15 protein-coding genes are annotated in these 17,260 nt (G+C 63.3%); 13 read left to right on the top strand and 2 right to left on the bottom strand.

What is annotated here, in order from left to right:
- Nucleotides 1-40 precede the first annotated feature (40 nt).
- The 3 genes from HV753_RS20270 (at nucleotide 41) to HV753_RS20260 (ending at nucleotide 2,139) form a co-directional block, all read left to right on the top strand.
- Complete coding sequence (locus tag HV753_RS20270; protein WP_175176391.1) at nucleotides 41-490, top strand: acyl-CoA thioesterase; 450 nt, start codon at nucleotides 41-43, stop codon at nucleotides 488-490.
- A gap of 287 nt (nucleotides 491-777) precedes the next feature.
- The gene (locus tag HV753_RS20265) at nucleotides 778-1,476 is read left to right on the top strand and encodes a CoA transferase subunit A (protein WP_054423951.1); all 699 of its coding nucleotides are present in this window, start codon (nucleotides 778-780) and stop codon (nucleotides 1,474-1,476) included.
- Nucleotides 1,477-1,488: 12 nt separating this feature from the next.
- Nucleotides 1,489-2,139: a CoA transferase subunit B gene (locus tag HV753_RS20260; RefSeq protein WP_175176390.1), complete on the top strand. Its 651-nt coding sequence runs from the start codon at nucleotides 1,489-1,491 to the stop codon at nucleotides 2,137-2,139.
- 171 nt (nucleotides 2,140-2,310) lie between these two features.
- On the opposite strand, the gene HV753_RS20255 is transcribed toward HV753_RS20260, so the two are convergent.
- Nucleotides 2,311-2,769, bottom strand: coding sequence for a GNAT family N-acetyltransferase (locus HV753_RS20255; RefSeq protein ID WP_175176389.1), 459 nt, complete (start codon nucleotides 2,767-2,769; stop codon nucleotides 2,311-2,313).
- Nucleotides 2,770-2,956: 187 nt separating this feature from the next.
- On the opposite strand from HV753_RS20255, the gene HV753_RS20250 reads away from it, so the two are divergent.
- The 9 genes from HV753_RS20250 to HV753_RS20210 all read left to right on the top strand — a co-directional run bounded on the left by HV753_RS20250 (nucleotide 2,957) and on the right by HV753_RS20210 (nucleotide 14,180).
- Nucleotides 2,957-3,832, top strand: coding sequence for a MurR/RpiR family transcriptional regulator (locus HV753_RS20250; protein WP_175176388.1), 876 nt, complete (start codon nucleotides 2,957-2,959; stop codon nucleotides 3,830-3,832).
- Complete coding sequence (locus tag HV753_RS20245) at nucleotides 3,829-4,809, top strand: isoaspartyl peptidase/L-asparaginase family protein (protein WP_175176387.1); 981 nt, start codon at nucleotides 3,829-3,831, stop codon at nucleotides 4,807-4,809. Before HV753_RS20250 ends, HV753_RS20245 begins: the two co-directional genes overlap by 4 nt.
- 40 nt (nucleotides 4,810-4,849) lie before the next feature.
- On the top strand, nucleotides 4,850-6,736 hold the full coding sequence (locus HV753_RS20240; RefSeq protein ID WP_175176386.1) for a dipeptide ABC transporter ATP-binding protein: 1,887 nt from the start codon (nucleotides 4,850-4,852) through the stop codon (nucleotides 6,734-6,736).
- Nucleotides 6,737-6,803: 67 nt separating this feature from the next.
- The gene (gsiB, locus tag HV753_RS20235) at nucleotides 6,804-8,357 is read left to right on the top strand and encodes a glutathione ABC transporter substrate-binding protein GsiB (protein ID WP_175176385.1); all 1,554 of its coding nucleotides are present in this window, start codon (nucleotides 6,804-6,806) and stop codon (nucleotides 8,355-8,357) included.
- 89 nt (nucleotides 8,358-8,446) lie between these two features.
- Entirely contained in the window at nucleotides 8,447-9,367 is a 921-nt protein-coding gene (gene gsiC / locus HV753_RS20230; RefSeq protein ID WP_175176384.1) for a glutathione ABC transporter permease GsiC, read from the top strand.
- 7 nt (nucleotides 9,368-9,374) lie between these two features.
- Nucleotides 9,375-10,274: a glutathione ABC transporter permease GsiD gene (gene gsiD, locus HV753_RS20225; RefSeq protein ID WP_175176383.1), complete on the top strand. Its 900-nt coding sequence runs from the start codon at nucleotides 9,375-9,377 to the stop codon at nucleotides 10,272-10,274.
- Between the two features lie 135 nt (nucleotides 10,275-10,409).
- Nucleotides 10,410-11,501 carry a DmpA family aminopeptidase gene (locus tag HV753_RS20220; RefSeq protein ID WP_175176382.1) on the top strand — a complete coding sequence of 364 codons (1,092 nt, stop codon included), beginning with the start codon at nucleotides 10,410-10,412 and terminating at the stop codon, nucleotides 11,499-11,501.
- 19 nt (nucleotides 11,502-11,520) lie between these two features.
- On the top strand, nucleotides 11,521-12,375 hold the full coding sequence (locus HV753_RS20215; RefSeq protein WP_175176381.1) for a M55 family metallopeptidase: 855 nt from the start codon (nucleotides 11,521-11,523) through the stop codon (nucleotides 12,373-12,375).
- A gap of 14 nt (nucleotides 12,376-12,389) precedes the next feature.
- Complete coding sequence (locus HV753_RS20210; RefSeq protein ID WP_175176380.1) at nucleotides 12,390-14,180, top strand: aminopeptidase P family protein; 1,791 nt, start codon at nucleotides 12,390-12,392, stop codon at nucleotides 14,178-14,180.
- 71 nt (nucleotides 14,181-14,251) lie between these two features.
- Here the strand turns inward: HV753_RS20210 and HV753_RS20205 are convergent, their stop codons facing one another.
- Entirely contained in the window at nucleotides 14,252-15,253 is a 1,002-nt protein-coding gene (locus HV753_RS20205; protein WP_175176379.1) for a hypothetical protein, read from the bottom strand.
- 222 nt (nucleotides 15,254-15,475) lie between these two features.
- Between HV753_RS20205 and pyrG the strand changes: the two genes are divergently transcribed.
- A complete protein-coding gene (gene pyrG, locus HV753_RS20200; RefSeq protein WP_175176378.1) occupies nucleotides 15,476-17,128 on the top strand; it encodes a CTP synthase in 1,653 nt (550 codons plus the stop codon).
- Nucleotides 17,129-17,260 lie beyond the last annotated feature (132 nt).

The following is a 17,260-nucleotide window of genomic DNA, read 5'->3' as shown; positions in this document are numbered from 1 at the left end:
TGCATGCCTTCGTATTTCTTTTAGCCTTCAGGAGTAATCGGTGAACCCGGACAATCTGTCTGCGCGGATTCTGGCGGTGGGCGATACCCATCAGGTGGAATTGCCTTTGCGTTGGGGCGATTCAGACGCCTTGAATCATCTGAACAACACGCTGTATTTCCGCCTCATGGAAGAGGCCCGCATGCAGATCCTGTACGACGCGGGCTTTGAACTGCCCGCCGACAATGGCGCCATCCTGGCGCATGCCTCGTGCGATTTCCTGCGTCCGCTGACCTATCCGGCCACCGTCCGCGTCACGCACAAGGTGACTCGGATTGGACGTTCCAGCGCGGAATTCGAGCTGCTGCTGGACAAGGTTGGCGACGATGGGGGCCCCTATGCGCGCGGGCGCAACGTGCTAGTCTGGATGGACTACGTGGCCAATACGTCCGCACCGTGGCCGCCTGAAGTGCTGGCGCAGATGGCGACGCAATTCAAGGCTGCCGCCTGATGCCGGGGAATTCCCGCAGGGCCCGTCCTGCGAAAGCCTGCGCGGAATTGCCCGTCATGCCGTTAAAATCAAGCGCAAAACCAGAATAGAAATAAAGGGGCGCGCCACCCTCGGCGCCGTGACCCAGAGACATCGGGCAATGTCGCGATGCCGTCTGGGCCGACGCCGGCAGCCGCGCTCCAAGGAAAAACAGGGCCTACCCCGAATTTCTTGATCCCCCAATGGGACGGCCGCGCAAGCGGCGGGGCAGGCACTCTTCAGTTCGACCTTAACTAGGAGTTGGAGCGATGGACAAGGTTTTTGCAAGCGCCCAGGAGGCGCTGGCAGGCATCGTCAAGGACGGTCAGATGATCGCCGTGGGCGGTTTCGGCCTTTGCGGTATTCCTGAAGCCCTGATCGCCGCGCTGCGCGATTCGGGCGTCAAGGATTTGACTTGCATCAGCAACAATGCGGGCGTCGATGGTTTCGGTTTGGGCCAACTGCTCAATACCCGCCAGGTTCGCAAGATGATTGCGTCCTACGTGGGCGAGAACAAGGAATTCGAGCGTCAGTTCCTGTCGGGCGAACTTGAGCTTGAGTTCACCCCCCAAGGCACGCTGGCCGAGAAGCTGCGCGCCGGCGGCGCTGGCATCCCCGCGTTCTTCACCCGTACGGGCGTGGGCACCATCGTGGCCGATGGCAAGGAAATTCGCGAATTCGACGGCCAGCAATACGTGATGGAGCGTTCGCTGGTACCGGATGTGTCGCTGGTCAAGGCGCACATCGCCGATCGCAGCGGCAACCTGGTGTTCCGCAAGACGGCCCGCAACTTCAATCCGAACGTCGCCATGGCCGGCAAGTTCACGGTGGTCGAGGTTGAAGAGATCGTTGATACCGGCAGCCTGGATCCCGATCAGATCCATCTGCCCGGCATCTATGTGCAACGGATCGTGCTGAACACGACGCCGGAAAAGCGCATCGAACAACGCACCACTCGCCCGGCCTAAGGAGAAGACGACATGGCATGGTCCCGCGATGAAATGGCGGCGCGCGCCGCGCGCGAGCTGCAAGACGGTTTTTATGTGAACCTGGGTATCGGCTTGCCGACCCTGGTGGCCAACCACGTGCCCAAGGGCGTGGAAGTGTGGCTGCAATCCGAAAATGGCCTGTTGGGCATTGGCCCGTTCCCCACCGATGACGAAGTTGACGCTGACCTGATCAACGCCGGCAAGCAGACGGTGACGACGTTGCCGGGTTCGTCGATCTTCTCGTCGGCCGATTCGTTCGCGATGATCCGCGGCGGCAAGATCAACCTGGCCATCCTGGGCGCGATGCAGGTGTCCGAAAAGGGCGATCTGGCCAACTGGATGATCCCGGGCAAGATGGTCAAGGGCATGGGCGGCGCAATGGATCTGGTGGCAGGCGTCGGCCGCGTCGTCGTCTTGATGGAACACGTGGCCAAGAAGAAAGACGGCACCGAAGACATCAAGCTGCTGCCCGAATGCAACCTGCCGCTGACCGGCGTGGGGGTGGTCGATCTGATCATCACCGACCTGGGCGTGATGGAAGTCACCGAAAACGGCTTGAAGCTGCTGGAAACGGCACCCGGCGTGACAGTGGACGAAATCCAGTCCAAAACACTCGCCAAGCTGGACGTATCAGCGTTGTAATCAACGTTGTAGGATGGGTGTAGCGCTGTAGGATGGGTGTAGCGCGAGAGCCTGGGCAAAAGAAAACGAGTGCCGAGCGCGCGCAACCCATCATCCCTTCCTGGCTGAAAAAAACCCCCGAATAGTGAACCGTTCGGGGGTTTTTACTTGAGCCGCTACGCCGCTACGCCGCTACGCCGCTTCGTTCAGGCGCATCCCCACATGCGGGATGCCGTCCTCGATGTATTCCTCGGTGACCTGCACGAAACCGTGGCCGCCGTAGTAGCCGCGCAAACGGGCCTGAGCGCCCAAATATATGGCGCGTCCAGGCCAGCGCTGGCGCACTTCTTCCTTGGCATGGCGGATCAATTCATGGCCCAGGCCCTGGCCGCGTGTCCAGGGCGCGGTGATGACCCGCCCGACCTCGATCTGGCCGTCTTTCAGCGACGGGTCCAGCATTCGGCAATAGGCGGCCAGTTGGCCGTCCTGCCACGCCATCAAGTGGGACGTCTGGCCGACAAGGTCCTTGCCATCGATGTCCTGAAAGATGCAATTCTGTTCAATGACGAAGACTTCCGTGCGCAGTTGGAGGATCGCGTAGATCTCCTGCACGGTCAGGTCCTGGTGGTGTTTACAGCTCCAATCGGGCATCGCGTCAATCCAAGGCAAACAGTGGGGTAGGGGCGGGGGTAGCGTACCTCAAACCGGCCCCGATTCTTTTCGCATGACTGTTACATAAATTCACGGGTATACCCTGAGTATGAAAATGAATTTTCTTATTTAAAATTTGTGTGTAAACAGATTTACACAATCCTCCGCTAAGACCATCCCCCAATCGATGAACAAGGCCGTACTTACGATCGCTGATCGGATCGCCCGGGCTCAGCCCGCGCTGAGCCGGACGCAGCACAGGATGGCCGAGTACGTGCTGGCGCATCAGTTTCGCGTCGCCACCATGACCATCGATGAATTCGCGGTGGCGGTGGAGGTCTCGGTGGCGACGGCGAATCGCTTCGCCCGTGCCTTGGATCTACCGGGCTATCCGCAATTTCGCGCCGAATTGGCGCGTGGTTTTGAAGCCGCGCTGGAGCCGGTGGAAAAGCTGCGCACCGAACTCGCGCATTCCGCCAGCGCCGTGCAGATCTTCGCCGCCACGCTGGAAGAAGACATCCGCAACGCGCAGCGCAACCTGCAATCGCTGGATTCGGCAGCCTGTGAGCAGGCCGTTGAAGCCATTCTGGCCGCCGATCGCGTGTTCATCATCGGTTTCGGCGCCAGTGGCTTCCTGGCGGGCCTGCTGCAACGTGGCTTGTGCATGCACCTGCACTCGGTCGAATCGCTGGCAGGTCCGGGCGGCGTATCGCACGCGGCACGCCAGATGTCGCGCATGACCAGCAAGGATCTGGTGATCGCGATTGGCTTTCCCCGCTATCTGGCCGACACCGTGACGCTGGCCGCCGCGGCCAAGCAGGCCGGCGTGCCCGTGCTGGTGCTGACCGACAAGCCCACATCCCCCCTGGCGCCCACGGCATCCGTCGTGCTGTATGCGTTTTCCGCGCGCCAGTTGATTCCCAATTCCGAAACCGCCGCGCTGGGGCTGATTGAAGCCCTGTCCGCCGCGGTGGCCTATCGGGCCAAGAATTCCGTCGCGGCCGCCGCTGGGGTCACCCAGTCCGTGATGCCGTGGCTTATCCATGGAGTAGGTAAACGATGATTCAACCCGTGATTGCCATTCACGGTGGCGCCGGCGCGATGTCCCGCGCGGCCATGTCGCCCGAGAAAGAACAGGAATACCTGGCCGCCCTGGAGTCCATCCTGACCGCCGGCCAAGCCGTGCTGGCCAAGGGTGGCAGCGCATTGGACGCCGTCACTGAAGCGGTCCGCCTGCTGGAAGATTGCCCGCTGTTCAACGCCGGCCATGGCGCGGTGTTCACCAGCGCCGGCACCCACGAGCTGGACGCCGCCATCATGGACGGCGCCACGCTGCGCTCGGGCGCCATCGCCAACGTGAACTGCATCCGCAATCCGATCTTTGCCGCGCGCAAGGTCATGGAAAACAGCAAGCACGTTTTCTTTGTGGGCGAGGGCGCTGAAGCCTTCGCCAAAGAGGAAGGCCTGGACATCGTTGACCCGTCGTATTTCTCGACCGAGGCCCGTCGTGAACAACTGCTGCGCGTGCAGCGTGAAACGCCGGACGCCGCCGTGCTGGATCACGACGGCCAAGCCATGGTCGCGCGCGGCCAGCCGGCCCCGGCCGACCCGCTGGACGCCGACAAGAAGTTCGGCACGGTGGGCGCGGTCGCCGTGGATGCGCAGGGCAACCTGGCCGCTGCGACCTCCACCGGCGGTATCACCAACAAGCAAGTGGGCCGCGTCGGCGATGCGCCGATGATTGGCGCGGGCACCTACGCCAGCAACAAGACGTGCGCGGTTTCCACGACGGGCACGGGCGAAATGTTCATCCGCATGGTCGCCGCGTACGACGTGGCGGCGCAAATGGAATATTGCGGCGCGTCGCTGGAAACGGCGGCGGATCGCGTGGTGATGGAAAAACTGCCCACCATCGGCGGCAAGGGCGGCCTGGTGGCCGTTGATGCCCAGGGCAATGTGGCCTTGCCGTTCAACACGGAAGGCATGTATCGCGGTTACGCCCGCGTCGGCGAAAAGCCGGTTACCGCCATCTATCGATGAGCGGCAACGGGTTCTGTTTTGATTTTGGGGATTATTAAGAATGGTTGATCGCGCAAACAGCCTGGCGCTGCCGGAAAACCGCGTGGTCCAGGTCGACGACCTGACGGTGCGCTTCGTGGGCTCGGAGCGCACGGTTGAAGCCGTGCGCAACCTGTCGTTCCATGTGGACCGGGGCGAAACCCTGGCCATCGTGGGCGAATCGGGTTCGGGCAAGTCGGTGACGTCGCTGGCACTCATGCGTCTGGTGGAACATGGCGGTGGCCGCATCGCCCAGGGCAGCATGGCCCTGCGCCGGCGCAATGGCGCCGTGATCGATCTGGTCGGTTCCAGCCAGCGCGTCATGCGCAATGTGCGCGGCGCCGACATGGCCATGATCTTCCAGGAGCCCATGACCTCGTTGAACCCCGTGTTCACGGCGGGCGACCAGATCGCTGAATCGATTCGCCAGCACCAGGGCAAGGACGCTGCGGCGGCCCGTGCTGAAGCGCTGCGCATGCTGGAGCAGGTGCGCATCCCGGAAGCCAAGTCGGTTCTGGACCGCTACCCGCACCAGTTGTCGGGCGGCATGCGCCAGCGCGTCATGATCGCCATGGCGCTGGCCTGCAAGCCGGCGCTGCTGATCGCCGACGAACCCACGACCGCACTGGACGTGACCATTCAGGCGCAGATCCTGCAACTGATCCGTCAGTTGCAGGAAGAAATGCACATGGGCGTGGTGTTCATCACCCACGACATGGGCGTGGTGGCCGAAGTGGCTGACCGTGTGCTGGTCATGTATCGCGGCGACAAGGTTGAGGAAGGCGCGTCGAACCAGGTGTTCACCGCACCTCAGCATAGCTACACCAAGGCGTTGCTTTCGGCGGTGCCGAAGCTGGGCGCCATGGAAGGCACGGACCTGCCCGCGCGCTTCCCGCTGTTGCAGGTGGAAGGCTCGGCGCAACCCGTGGCCGAACCGGGCGCGACCAGCACGCAGGAAGTCCCTGCGGCCAAGCGCGAACCGATCCTGAGCGTGCGCAATCTGGTGACCCGCTTTGATCTGCGCGGCGGCATTCTCAGCCGCGTGCAGCGCCGCGTGCATGCCGTTGAACAGGTCAGCTTCGACCTGTACCCGGGCGAAACGCTGTCGCTGGTGGGCGAATCCGGTTGCGGCAAGTCCACGACGGGCCGTTCGCTGCTGCGCCTGGTGGACAGCCAGGGGGGCGAGATCAAGTTCGGCGGCCGCGACATCGTGCGTCTGAAGAACAGTGAACTGCAATCCCTGCGCCGCGACATCCAGTTCGTGTTCCAGGACCCGTTTGCCTCGCTGGACCCGCGCGTCACCGTCGGCTTCTCCATCATGGAACCGTTGCTGGTGCACGGCGTGGCCAAGGGTCGCGATGCCGAGCGCCGCGTGGCCGATCTGCTGGAGCGCGTGGGCATGCCGCCGGAAATGGCGCAGCGCTATCCGCATGAATTCTCGGGTGGCCAGCGCCAGCGCATCTGCATCGCGCGCGCGCTTGCCCTGAACCCGAAGGTCGTGATCGCGGATGAATCCGTGTCGGCGCTGGACGTGTCGATTCAGGCTCAGATCGTGAACTTGCTGATCGATCTACAGCGCGACATGGGCATCTCGTTCCTGTTCATCTCGCATGACATGGCCGTGGTTGAGCGCGTGAGCCATCGCGTGGCCGTGATGTACCTGGGCCAGATCGTCGAGATCGGCCCGCGCCGCGCAATTTTCGAGAACCCGCAGCACCCGTACACCAAGAAGCTGATGTCTGCCGTGCCGATCGCCGATCCGGCTCGCCGTCATCTGAAGCGCACCTTGTTGTCCGATGAAATCCCCAGCCCCATCCGCAAGCTCGGCGACGAGCCGGTGGTGCAACCGCTGGTGCAGGTAGGAACCGATCACTTCGTTGCCCGCCATCCGGTCGGCGGCGCGTATTGAGTCCGTTGTTGTACTTGTTTTTCTTCCACCAAACCCCCTAATTCCATTTTCGGAACCAGGAGTTGCAATGATGAAAGTTCTGCGCCCCACCAAGCTGATGGCCGCTGCCGCGGTGGCCTTCGGTGTGCTCACTTCGCCGTTGGCGTTTGCTGCCAAGGACGTGACGTTTGCCGTCTCCATCGCACTGGAAACGCTTGATCCGTACAACACCAACAGCACGCTGAACCAGGCAGCCGGCAAGGCCTACTACGAAGGCCTGTTTGAATTCGACAAGGATCTGAAGATCCAGAAGGTGCTGGCCACCGACTACACCGTCAGCGAAGACGGCCTGGTCTACACGTTCAAGCTGCGTCCCGGCGTGAAATTCCACGACGGCACCGACTTCAACGCCGAAGCGGTCAAGATCAACTTCGATCGTCCGGCCAATCCGGAAAACCGCCTGTCGCGCTACATCCAGTTCAGCGTCATCGACAAGACTGAAGTGGTTGACCCGATGACCATCAAGATCACGTTGAAGAAGCCGTTCTCGGCCTTCATCAACGCGCTGGCCCACCCGGCCGCCATGATGATCTCGCCCGCTGCCCTGGCCAAGTACGGCAAGGAAATCGGTTTCCACCCGGTGGGCACTGGCCCGTTCGAGTTCGTCGAATGGAAGCCGGCCGAATACCTGAAGGTCAAGAAGTTCGACGGCTACTGGAAGAAGGGCTACCCGAAGGTCGACACGCTGACCTTCCGTACCGTGACGGACAACAACACGCGCGCCGCCGTGGTGCAAACGGGTGAGGCGCAGTTCGCCTTCCCGGTGCCGTTCGAACAAGCCGCCGTGCTGTCCAAGAACGACAAGCTGGATGTGGTCGATCACAAGAACTCGATCATGGCCCGCTACCTGTCGATGAACACGCAGCAAAAGCCGTTCGACAACGTCAAGGTGCGTGAGGCGATCAACTACGCCATCAACAAGGAAGCCCTGGCCAAGGTCGCTTTCTCGGGCTACGCCACCATTGTCGACGGCGTTGTGCCGACCGGCGTGGACTTCGCGCACAAGACCGGCCCGTGGCCGTACGACATCAAGAAGGCCAAGGCGCTGCTGGCTGAAGCTGGCTACCCCAACGGCTTTGAAAGCCAGCTGTGGTCCGCCTATAACGACGGCACCTCGGTGAAGGTCGTTCAGTTCCTGCAACAGCAATTGGCACAAGTCGGCATCAAGGTGTCGGTGGAAGTGCTGGAATCGGGTCAGCGCGTGCAGCGCGTTCAACAGGTGCAGAAGCCTGAAGACGCCAAGGTCCGCATGTACTACGCCGGCTGGTCGTCCTCGACGGGTGAAGCCGACTGGGGCCTGCGTCCGTTGCTGACCACCGCCGCGTTCCCGCCGGTGCTGAACAACGTGTCGTACTACTCGAACAAGTCGGTGGATGACGGCATTCAAGAAGCGCTGGCCACGACCGACCGCGCCAAGAAGACCGAGATCTACAAGAACGTTCAGGAAACCATCTGGAAGGATGCCCCGTGGGCCTTCCTGGTGACCCAGAACAATCTGTACGTGAAGTCGAAGAACCTGTCGGGCGTGTACGTGGAACCGGACACCTCGTTCTGGTTCGGCGACATCGACCTGAAGCAGTAAACCTAGCAGTCACTCTCGGGGCCTTCGGGCCCTTGTAAGGCCACATACGGCGGGGGCACGGTGTCCCCGCCGATGTTGCAGGAATTTCAATGCTGACCTACATCGTCAAACGTCTTTTGGGCATGATCCCCACGCTGCTGCTGGTAGCCGTGGTCGTGTTCCTGTTTGTGCACATGCTTCCGGGCGACCCGGCGCGACTGGCCGCGGGCCAGGAAGCCGACCAGCAAACGGTTGAGCTGGTGCGCAAGGAACTTGGGCTGGATCTGCCCCTGCCGCAGCAGTTCGTGCGCTACTTCAGCAACATGCTGCAAGGCGACCTGGGTACCTCGTTGCGTACCAAGCGCCCTGTCTCGACCGAGATTTCCGATCGTTTCATGCCCACCTTGTGGCTGACGCTCGCCAGCATGGTGTGGTCAGTGGGCTTCGGCATGATCATCGGGATCGTGTCGGCCGTCTGGCGCAACCGTTGGCCTGACCGCCTTGGCATGACGCTGGCGGTGTCAGGCATCTCTTTCCCCGCGTTCGCGCTGGGCATGATGCTGATGCAGGTGTTCTCCGTGAACCTGGGCTGGTTGCCGACCGTCGGCGCGTCCAGTTGGAAACACTACATCCTGCCGTCGATCACGCTGGGCGCCGCGGTGGCCGCCGTGATGGCGCGCTTTACCCGCGCGTCGTTCGTGGAAGTCATCCAGGAAGACTTCGTGCGGACTGCCCGCGCCAAGGGCCTGACCGAGCGCCGCGTCGTGATCAAGCACGCGCTGCGCAACGCGCTGATCCCCGTCGTCACCATGATGGGCTTGCAGTTCGGCTTCTTGCTGGGCGGCTCGATCGTGGTCGAGACCGTGTTCAACTGGCCCGGCCTTGGCCGTCTGCTGGTTGACGCCGTGACCCAGCGCGACTATCCGGTGATTCAGGGCCTGGTGCTGCTGTTCTCGCTGGAATTCATCCTGATCAACCTGATTGTCGACGTGCTCTATGGCGTCATCAATCCCAGCATCCGTTACAAGTGAGGCGGCCATGAGCAATACGACACCCGCCACGACCATCGCCGCCGCTCCCAAGAACGACGTGCGCACGCCCGCCACCGAGTTCTGGCGCAAATTCAAGAAGCAGAAGCTGGGCGTGGGCGCCGGCATCTTTGTGCTGTTGCTGGTCGTGATCGCGGTCTTTGCACCGTGGATCGTGCCGTTCGACGCCGAGAACTTCTTCGACTATGACGCGCTGAACGCCAGCCCCTCGCTGACCCATTGGCTGGGCGTGGATTCGCTGGGCCGCGACATCTTCAGCCGGATCCTGATGGGCGCGCGGATCTCGCTGGCCGCGGGCTTCTTGTCTGTGGCCATGGGCGCCGTCGTCGGCACCTTCATGGGCTTGATGGCAGGCTATTACGAAGGTTGGTGGGAGCGCATCACGATGCGTATCTCCGACGTGCTGCTGGCGTTCCCCGGCATGTTGCTGGCCATTGGCGTGGTTGCCATCCTGGGCTCCAGCATGATCAACGTGATCGTCGCCGTGGCCGTGTTCAGCGTGCCGGCGTTTGCGCGGCTGGTGCGGGGCAACACCCTGTCGATCAAGCAAATGACCTACGTTGAAGCGGTCAAGAGCGTGGGCGCGTCCGACTGGACCATCATCATGCGCCACATCCTGCCGGGCACGATCTCGCCGATCGTGGTGTATGGCACGATGCGCATCGGCACGTCGATCATCACCGCCGCCAGCCTGTCGTTCCTGGGCATGGGCGCCTCGCCTCCCACGCCGGAGTGGGGCGCGATGCTGAACGAGGCGCGCGCTGACATGGTGATCGCGCCGCACGTGGCGATCTTCCCGGCATTGGCGATTTTCCTGACTGTTTTGGCGTTCAACCTGCTGGGCGACGGCCTGCGCGACGCGCTCGATCCCAAGATCGATCGCAAGTAACCCTGCAAGGGGCATGACGTGGGGGCATATTGCCCAGCCGCCGTCCTTGTTCGTCACGTGTGCCGGTTGCCGCACGTGTTCCGAACGAAGGGCGGCGGCGTTTTGCATTAAGGAGCGTGGCGACACGCGGAGAGCATGGACAAACAAGCGCTGGACTTTCCCCGCATCGGCGTGCTGCCGGCTGGCCCCCTGGACTCGATCTGCGACGTGGGCGATGTGACGGTGGGGCACTGCACCCTGGCGGACGGCCCGCAGCAAACGGGCGTGACCGTCGTGCGCCCGCATGGCGGCGATCCCTTTCTGGACAAGGTGCCTGCCGCCGCCACGGTGCTGAACGGTTTCGGCAAAAGCACGGGCCTGATCCAGGTGCAGGAACTGGGCGTGCTGGAAACCCCCATCGCGCTGACCAACACCTTCGGCGTGGGCACGGTAGCCAACGCGCAGATCCGCCACGCGGTGGCGGCCAATCCCGGCATCGGCCGAGGCATGGCTACCGTGAATCCGCTGGTGTTTGAATGCAATGACGGTTATCTGAACGACATCCAGGCGCTGGCCGTGCAGGAAGCGCATTACGCCGACGCGCTGGCCCGGGCCGGCAAGACCTTGGCGCTGGGCGCCGTGGGCGCGGGCCGCGGCATGTCCTGCTTTTCGTTCAAGGGCGGCATCGGCTCGGCGTCCCGCGTGGCGTCCATCCAGCCGGGCTTGTGCTACACCGTCGGCGCGCTGGTATTGTCCAATTTTGGCCGCCTGCCCAATCTGACCGTGGCGGGCCGGCCGTTTGGCCGCCGCTTGGCGGATCAGGTGGGCGGCGGATTGCCCGGCGGCGAAAACGCCGTCATCGTGCCCGAGAAAGGGTCCATCATCTTGTTGCTGGCCACGGATGCGCCGCTGGATTCACGCCAACTGCGGCGCTTGTCCCTGCGTGCCGGCGCGGGCCTGGCTCGCACGGGGTCGGTGTTCGGTCACGGCAGCGGTGACATCGCGCTGGCCTTTTCCACGGCCTACACCGTCCCGCAACTTCCCGAGCAGCCCATGCCGGCGGTGGCGATGCTGCACGAAACCCGTATCGATCCCCTGTTCGAGGCGGCCGCCGAGGCCTGCGAACAGGCCATTATTTCCGCGCTCTGGCACGCCGAAGGCGTGACCGGCCGTGACGGCCACCACCGCGCCGCGATTCGTGACGCAGCGCCCCAATGGCGTCAATGGCTGTCCGATACCGCATTCTGAATTTCTTGAGGCTGATCCCATGAAGATCCTGATTTCCACCGATATCGAAGGCGTCGCCGGCGTCTTCCATGCTGAACAAGTCCGCGCCGGCAACGGCGAATACGAGCGCGCCCGCGCCTGGATGACCGCTGAGGCCAACGCGGCCGTGCAAGGGGCCATCGCCGGCGGCGCCGAAGAGATCCTCGTGAACGATTCACACGGGGGCTTTCGCAACCTGCTGCCCGACGGTCTGGACGAGCGTGCCCGCCTGGTGCTGGGCAAGCCGCGCTACCTGGGCATGATGGGCGGCCTGGAAGAGGGCTGCGACGCCGTCTTCATGATCGGCTACCACTCGCGTTCGCAAGGCCGTGGCATCCTGGCCCACACCATCAACAGCTTCGCGTTCTCGCGCGTGTTCATCAACGGCATGGAGCTGGGCGAAGCCGGCCTGTACGGCGCGCTGGCTGGTGAAATGGGGGTGCCTGTCATCCTGGGCACGGGCGATGACGTATTCATCGCGGAAACCCGCGATACCTTCCCGGGCGCCGAATGGGTGCAGACCAAAGTTGCCCATGGCCAGGGCAGCGGCATCACCTTGTCGCCCGCCGCCTCGCGCCGCGCCATCACCGCCGCCGCTGAAACCGCCGTGCGCAACTTGAAAGGGGGTGTTTCTGTCTTGGGACGGCCCAGCGACAGAAAACCCATTCCTTTCCGCATTCCCGCCCCTATAGAATGCCGGTTGCAGACGCAGAGCGCGGCGCTGGCCGACCTCTTCTGCATGTGGCCCACGCTTGAGCGCGTGGATGGCGTGACCTTGCGATTCACCGTGGATAGCATGCAGTCCGCCGTCCGCACGCTGAACAGCCTGGCCGCCATGTCTTTCATGTTGCGCTAAGGATTCCATCCCCCATGTCTAGCACTGACACCCGTATCGCCCAATTGCGGCAGGCCATGCGCCGCCGCGGCCTGTCCGCCTACATCGTTCCGTCTTCGGACCCCCATCTGTCCGAGTATCTGCCGGCGCGCTGGCAAGGGCGGCGCTGGCTGTCGGGCTTCACTGGGTCGGTGGGCACCCTGGTGGTCACGGCTGATTTCGCCGGCCTGTGGGTGGATAGCCGCTATTGGGTGCAGGCCGAGGCGCAACTGGCCGGCACGGGCGTGCAACTGATGAAGATTGCCCTGGCCTCCACGCCCGGCCACGTGGATTGGCTGGCCGCCAACACCCGCGCGGGCGATGTCATTGGCGTGGACGGTCAAGTGCTGGGTCTGGGTGCGTTCCGCGCCTTGTCGGCGGCTGCCGCGAAGTCGGGCGCCGCCTTGGAGATCCGCGAAGACCTGCTGGACGAGGTATGGACCGATCGTGCGGGACTGCCCGACGCCAAGATCTACGAACACGCGGCGCCCGAAGCCTGCGTCACCCGAGCCGACAAACTGGCGCAAGTGCGCAGCGCGATGCGGGAGCAGGGCGCCGACGTGCATTTCATCTGCACGGTGGACGACATCGCCTGGCTGTTGAATCTGCGCGGCGCGGATGTGGACTACAACCCCGTTTTCGTGGGCCATGCGCTGATTGGCCTGGACCATGCCACGCTGTTCGTGGCCGATGGCAAGATTGACGACGCCTTGCGCGCCACCTTGGCCGGCGATGGCGTTGAAGTGGCCGGCTACGCACAGGCCGCGGATGCGCTGGCATCGCTGGAACTGGACCAGAAACTGCTGATTGACCCAGCCCGGGTGACCTGCGGCGTATTCCACGCCATGAATCCCGACGTGCCGCGTATCGAAGCCATCAACCCGTCCACCTTGCTGAAGTCGCGCAAGACCGACGCCGAACTGGCCCATGTGCGCCAGGCGATGGCGCAGGATGGCGCGGCGCTCTGTGAGTTCTTTTCCTGGTTCGAAGGTGCGCTGGGCAGCGAAACCATTACCGAGCTGACCATCGACGAGCAGATCACCGCGGCTCGCGCGCGCCGGCCCGCCTACGTTTGCCCCAGCTTTGCCACCATTGCCGGCTTCAACGCCAACGGCGCCATGCCGCACTACCGGGCCACCGAGGAATCGCATGCCACCATCGAAGGTGACGGCTTGTTGCTGATCGACTCCGGCGGCCAGTATCTGGGCGGCACCACCGACATTACCCGCGTGGTCGCGGTAGGCACGCCCAGCGCCGACCAGAAGGTGGATTTCACGTTGGTGCTAAAGGGCATGATCGCGCTGTCGCGCGCCTCGTTCCCGCGTGGCACGCCGTCGCCCATGCTGGACGCCATCGCCCGCGCGCCCATCTGGGAAGGTGGCGCGGAATATGGCCATGGCACGGGCCACGGCGTGGGTTACTTCCTGAACGTGCACGAGGGCCCGCAGGTCATCTCGTACCGCGCCATGCCGGGCCCGCACACCGCGATGGAGCCGGGCATGATCACGTCCAACGAACCTGGCATCTACCGCCCGGGCCGCTGGGGCGTGCGCATCGAGAACCTGGTGGCCAACCGCAGCTGGCTGACGTCCGAACTGGGTGAATTCCTGTGCTTTGAAACGCTGACGCTGTGCCCGATCGACACGCGCTGCATCGAGCCTTCGCTGATGCGTGCCGATGAGATCGCGTGGCTGAACGACTATCACAAGACGGTGTTCGACCGCCTGTCGCCGTTGGTCGAGGGTGCCGCGCTGGCCTGGCTGGAGCGCCGTACCGTGGCAATCTGATCCGCCGCGCGTAGGCATGAAAAAGGCCGCGGGCATGTTGCCTGCGGCCTTGTTGTTTTTGGACGGCGTTCTCAGCTTTCCGACGTCGCAGCCCTTGCTCGGGGATACAGCGCCAGCCTGCCGATCACGCAGCCCACCGCCAGTAGCAGGGCATACGCCAGCAGCGTCGCGACGGCGGCCACTTGGGACTCGGCGATGCGCAGCCATTGGCTCCACGTCATCGTCCGGACAGCCAGGTATCCCAAGCCGACGCCCAGCGCCTGCGCCAGCCAGAATGCAAGGGTGCCATGGGTGACGGCCCGTCCCAGCCGTGCCGTGCCGATTTGGCGCGGCAGAATATTCAGGCAGACCAGGGCGCACATCGCGAGCAGGATCGCGGGCAGGGCCAGATAGCCCAGCGCGAACTCCATCCAGCCCGCTTTGAGGGACTGCATTTGCAGATAGGCTCCCAGCGCGATCGAGACGTTCAGTTGCCAGATCAGCATGGTCAGCGCGGCAATCCAGGCGGCATGACGCCGGCCATATGCGGGACCACCGGACTGACCGGCAGGCTGCACGGTCCAGGCCGCAATGCGCACGATGATGCAGATGCCGATGATCTCCAGCGCAATGGTCAGGACCCTGATGATGAAGCTCAGGGCAATGAACCGGCCGACCATGCCGATGTTGAACCAGGCGGCCAGCGTGTCCGGGTTCTCCATGATGAACTGCAACCCGATGCTTTGCAGGAAAGCCATGCCTGCTGCCACGGCCAGCGTGTAGAGCAGTTGCAGGGCGATGAAGGTGCCGAACAGCTTGCGGGGCTCGTCCACGGCCGTGGCGTGGTTGCGTGCCAGCCAGCGGTGCATGGCGCCCCACGTGGTCAACCCGGCGATTGCCACCGCCGCGAAGATATGCGCCAGCATCGGTGCCAGGAACTGGGGCTCGGTGAAGGTTTCGCGCATATGCGCGAACTGGGGCACGCCGATCAGCGTATAGGTCTGGACAATGGCGGCATAGGCCAGCCGCACAACCACGGCGGTCAATGCCAGGCGCCAGGCGAGTGAATAAGGGGATTGGGGAGAATCGTTCATCGGCGGCGGGCGGGGAGTGTTGAGAAAAAACCGCAGTCAAAAAAATAGGGATCGAACATAGCACGGCGCCGCGCCGCGCCGCGCAATGCGCTTGCCGTCAAGGCGTTTCGAGTGCTGCCAAATGTTACTCGTCATCGCTAGGGGAAAACCCAAATAACTTCCGCCTCCCGGCTATAATCCAAATTTCCCGCACGCGCCCGCTCGTCCCGGGTGCTCATTACGATGACCAAATACGTATTTGTCACCGGCGGAGTGGTGTCTTCCCTGGGCAAGGGCATCGCCGCTGCGTCGCTCGCCGCCATTCTTGAGTCGCGTGGTTTGCAGGTAACCATGCTGAAACTCGACCCGTACATCAACGTCGATCCGGGCACGATGAGCCCCTTCCAGCACGGTGAAGTGTTCGTCACGGAAGACGGCGCCGAAACCGATCTGGACTTGGGCCACTACGAGCGCTTCATCTCCGCCCGCATGCACAAGGTGAACAACTTCACCACGGGCCAGATCTACGAATCGGTGCTGCGCAAGGAGCGTCGTGGCGACTACCTGGGCAAGACTGTCCAGGTCATTCCGCACATCACCAACGAAATCCAGGACTTCATCGCCCGTGGCGCTGAAGCTGGCTGGAACGGCAACACCGATGTCGCCATCGTCGAAATCGGCGGTACCGTGGGTGACATCGAATCGCTGCCCTTCCTTGAAGCGGCTCGCCAGATGAGCCTGCGCATGGGCCGCAACAATGCCGCCTTCGTGCATCTGACGCTGGTGCCCTTCATCGCCTCCGCCGGCGAACTGAAGACCAAGCCCACGCAGCACTCGGTGCAGAAACTGCGCGAAATCGGCATCTACCCGAACGCGCTGCTGTGCCGCGCCGACCGTCCCATCCCGGACGACGAGCGCGCCAAGATCTCGATGTTCTCGAACGTCCCCCTGGATGCGGTCATTTCCGTCTGGGACGCCGATTCCATCTACAAGATCCCCGCCATGCTGCACAAGCAAGGCGTGGACAACATCGTCTGCGAAGCGTTGGGCCTGACCCCGCCGCCGGCCGACCTGTCCATGTGGGACAGCCTGGTCGACGCGCTGGAGCATCCGCAGCACCAGCTGACGATCGGCATGGTCGGCAAGTACGTCGATCTGACCGAATCGTACAAGTCGCTGACGGAAGCGCTGGTCCACGCCGGCATCCACACGCGCTCGAAGATCAACATCGAGTACATCGACTCGGAAGACATCGAAACCCGCGGCACCGATCAGTTGAAGCACCTGGACGCCATTCTGGTTCCTGGCGGCTTCGGCAAGCGCGGCACCGAAGGCAAGATCGCCGCCATCCGTTACGCCCGTGAAAACGGCGTGCCTTACCTGGGCATCTGCCTGGGGATGCAGCTGGCCGTCATTGAATTCGCGCGCCACGTCGCCGGTCTGGGCGGCGCCAACAGCACGGAATTCGATCCGTCCGCCCCGCACCCCGTGGTGGCCTTGATCACCGAGTGGATGGACCGCGAAGGCAAGGTCGAAAAGCGCGACAACTCGTCCGACCTGGGCGGCACCATGCGCAAGGGCGCGCAGCGCGTGCCGATCAAGGCGGGCACCCGCGCACAGACCATCTATGGCGACGAAGTGAACGAGCGTCACCGTCATCGCTACGAGGTCAACAACGTCTACGTGCCGCGCCTGGAAGAGGCCGGCATGGTGATCAGCGCCCGCACGCCGTCCGAGAATCTGCCGGAAATGATGGAATTGCCCGACCACCCGTGGTTCGTGGGCGTGCAGTTCCACCCGGAGTTCACCTCCACGCCGCGTGATGGCCACCCGTTGTTCTCCAGCTATATCCGCGCCGCCATCGAGCAAAAGTCTCGCCGCGGTCAGGGGGCCTGATGCGCGTCCGTGGTCTCGAGTTCCGTAAGCGGATCCTCGGGGCCGCGGGCCTGTCCCCCAGCTGCGCCGGCCTGTACGGCGGCGCTGCTTTCGGATACAACCAATTAGCATCGGATATGCGTCGCCATGCCG

The sequence above is a fragment of the Achromobacter pestifer genome (genome assembly GCF_902859625.1).
GTDB lineage: Bacteria > Pseudomonadota > Gammaproteobacteria > Burkholderiales > Burkholderiaceae_B > Achromobacter > Achromobacter pestifer.
This window is presented reverse-complemented; position numbering and strand designations above follow the sequence as displayed.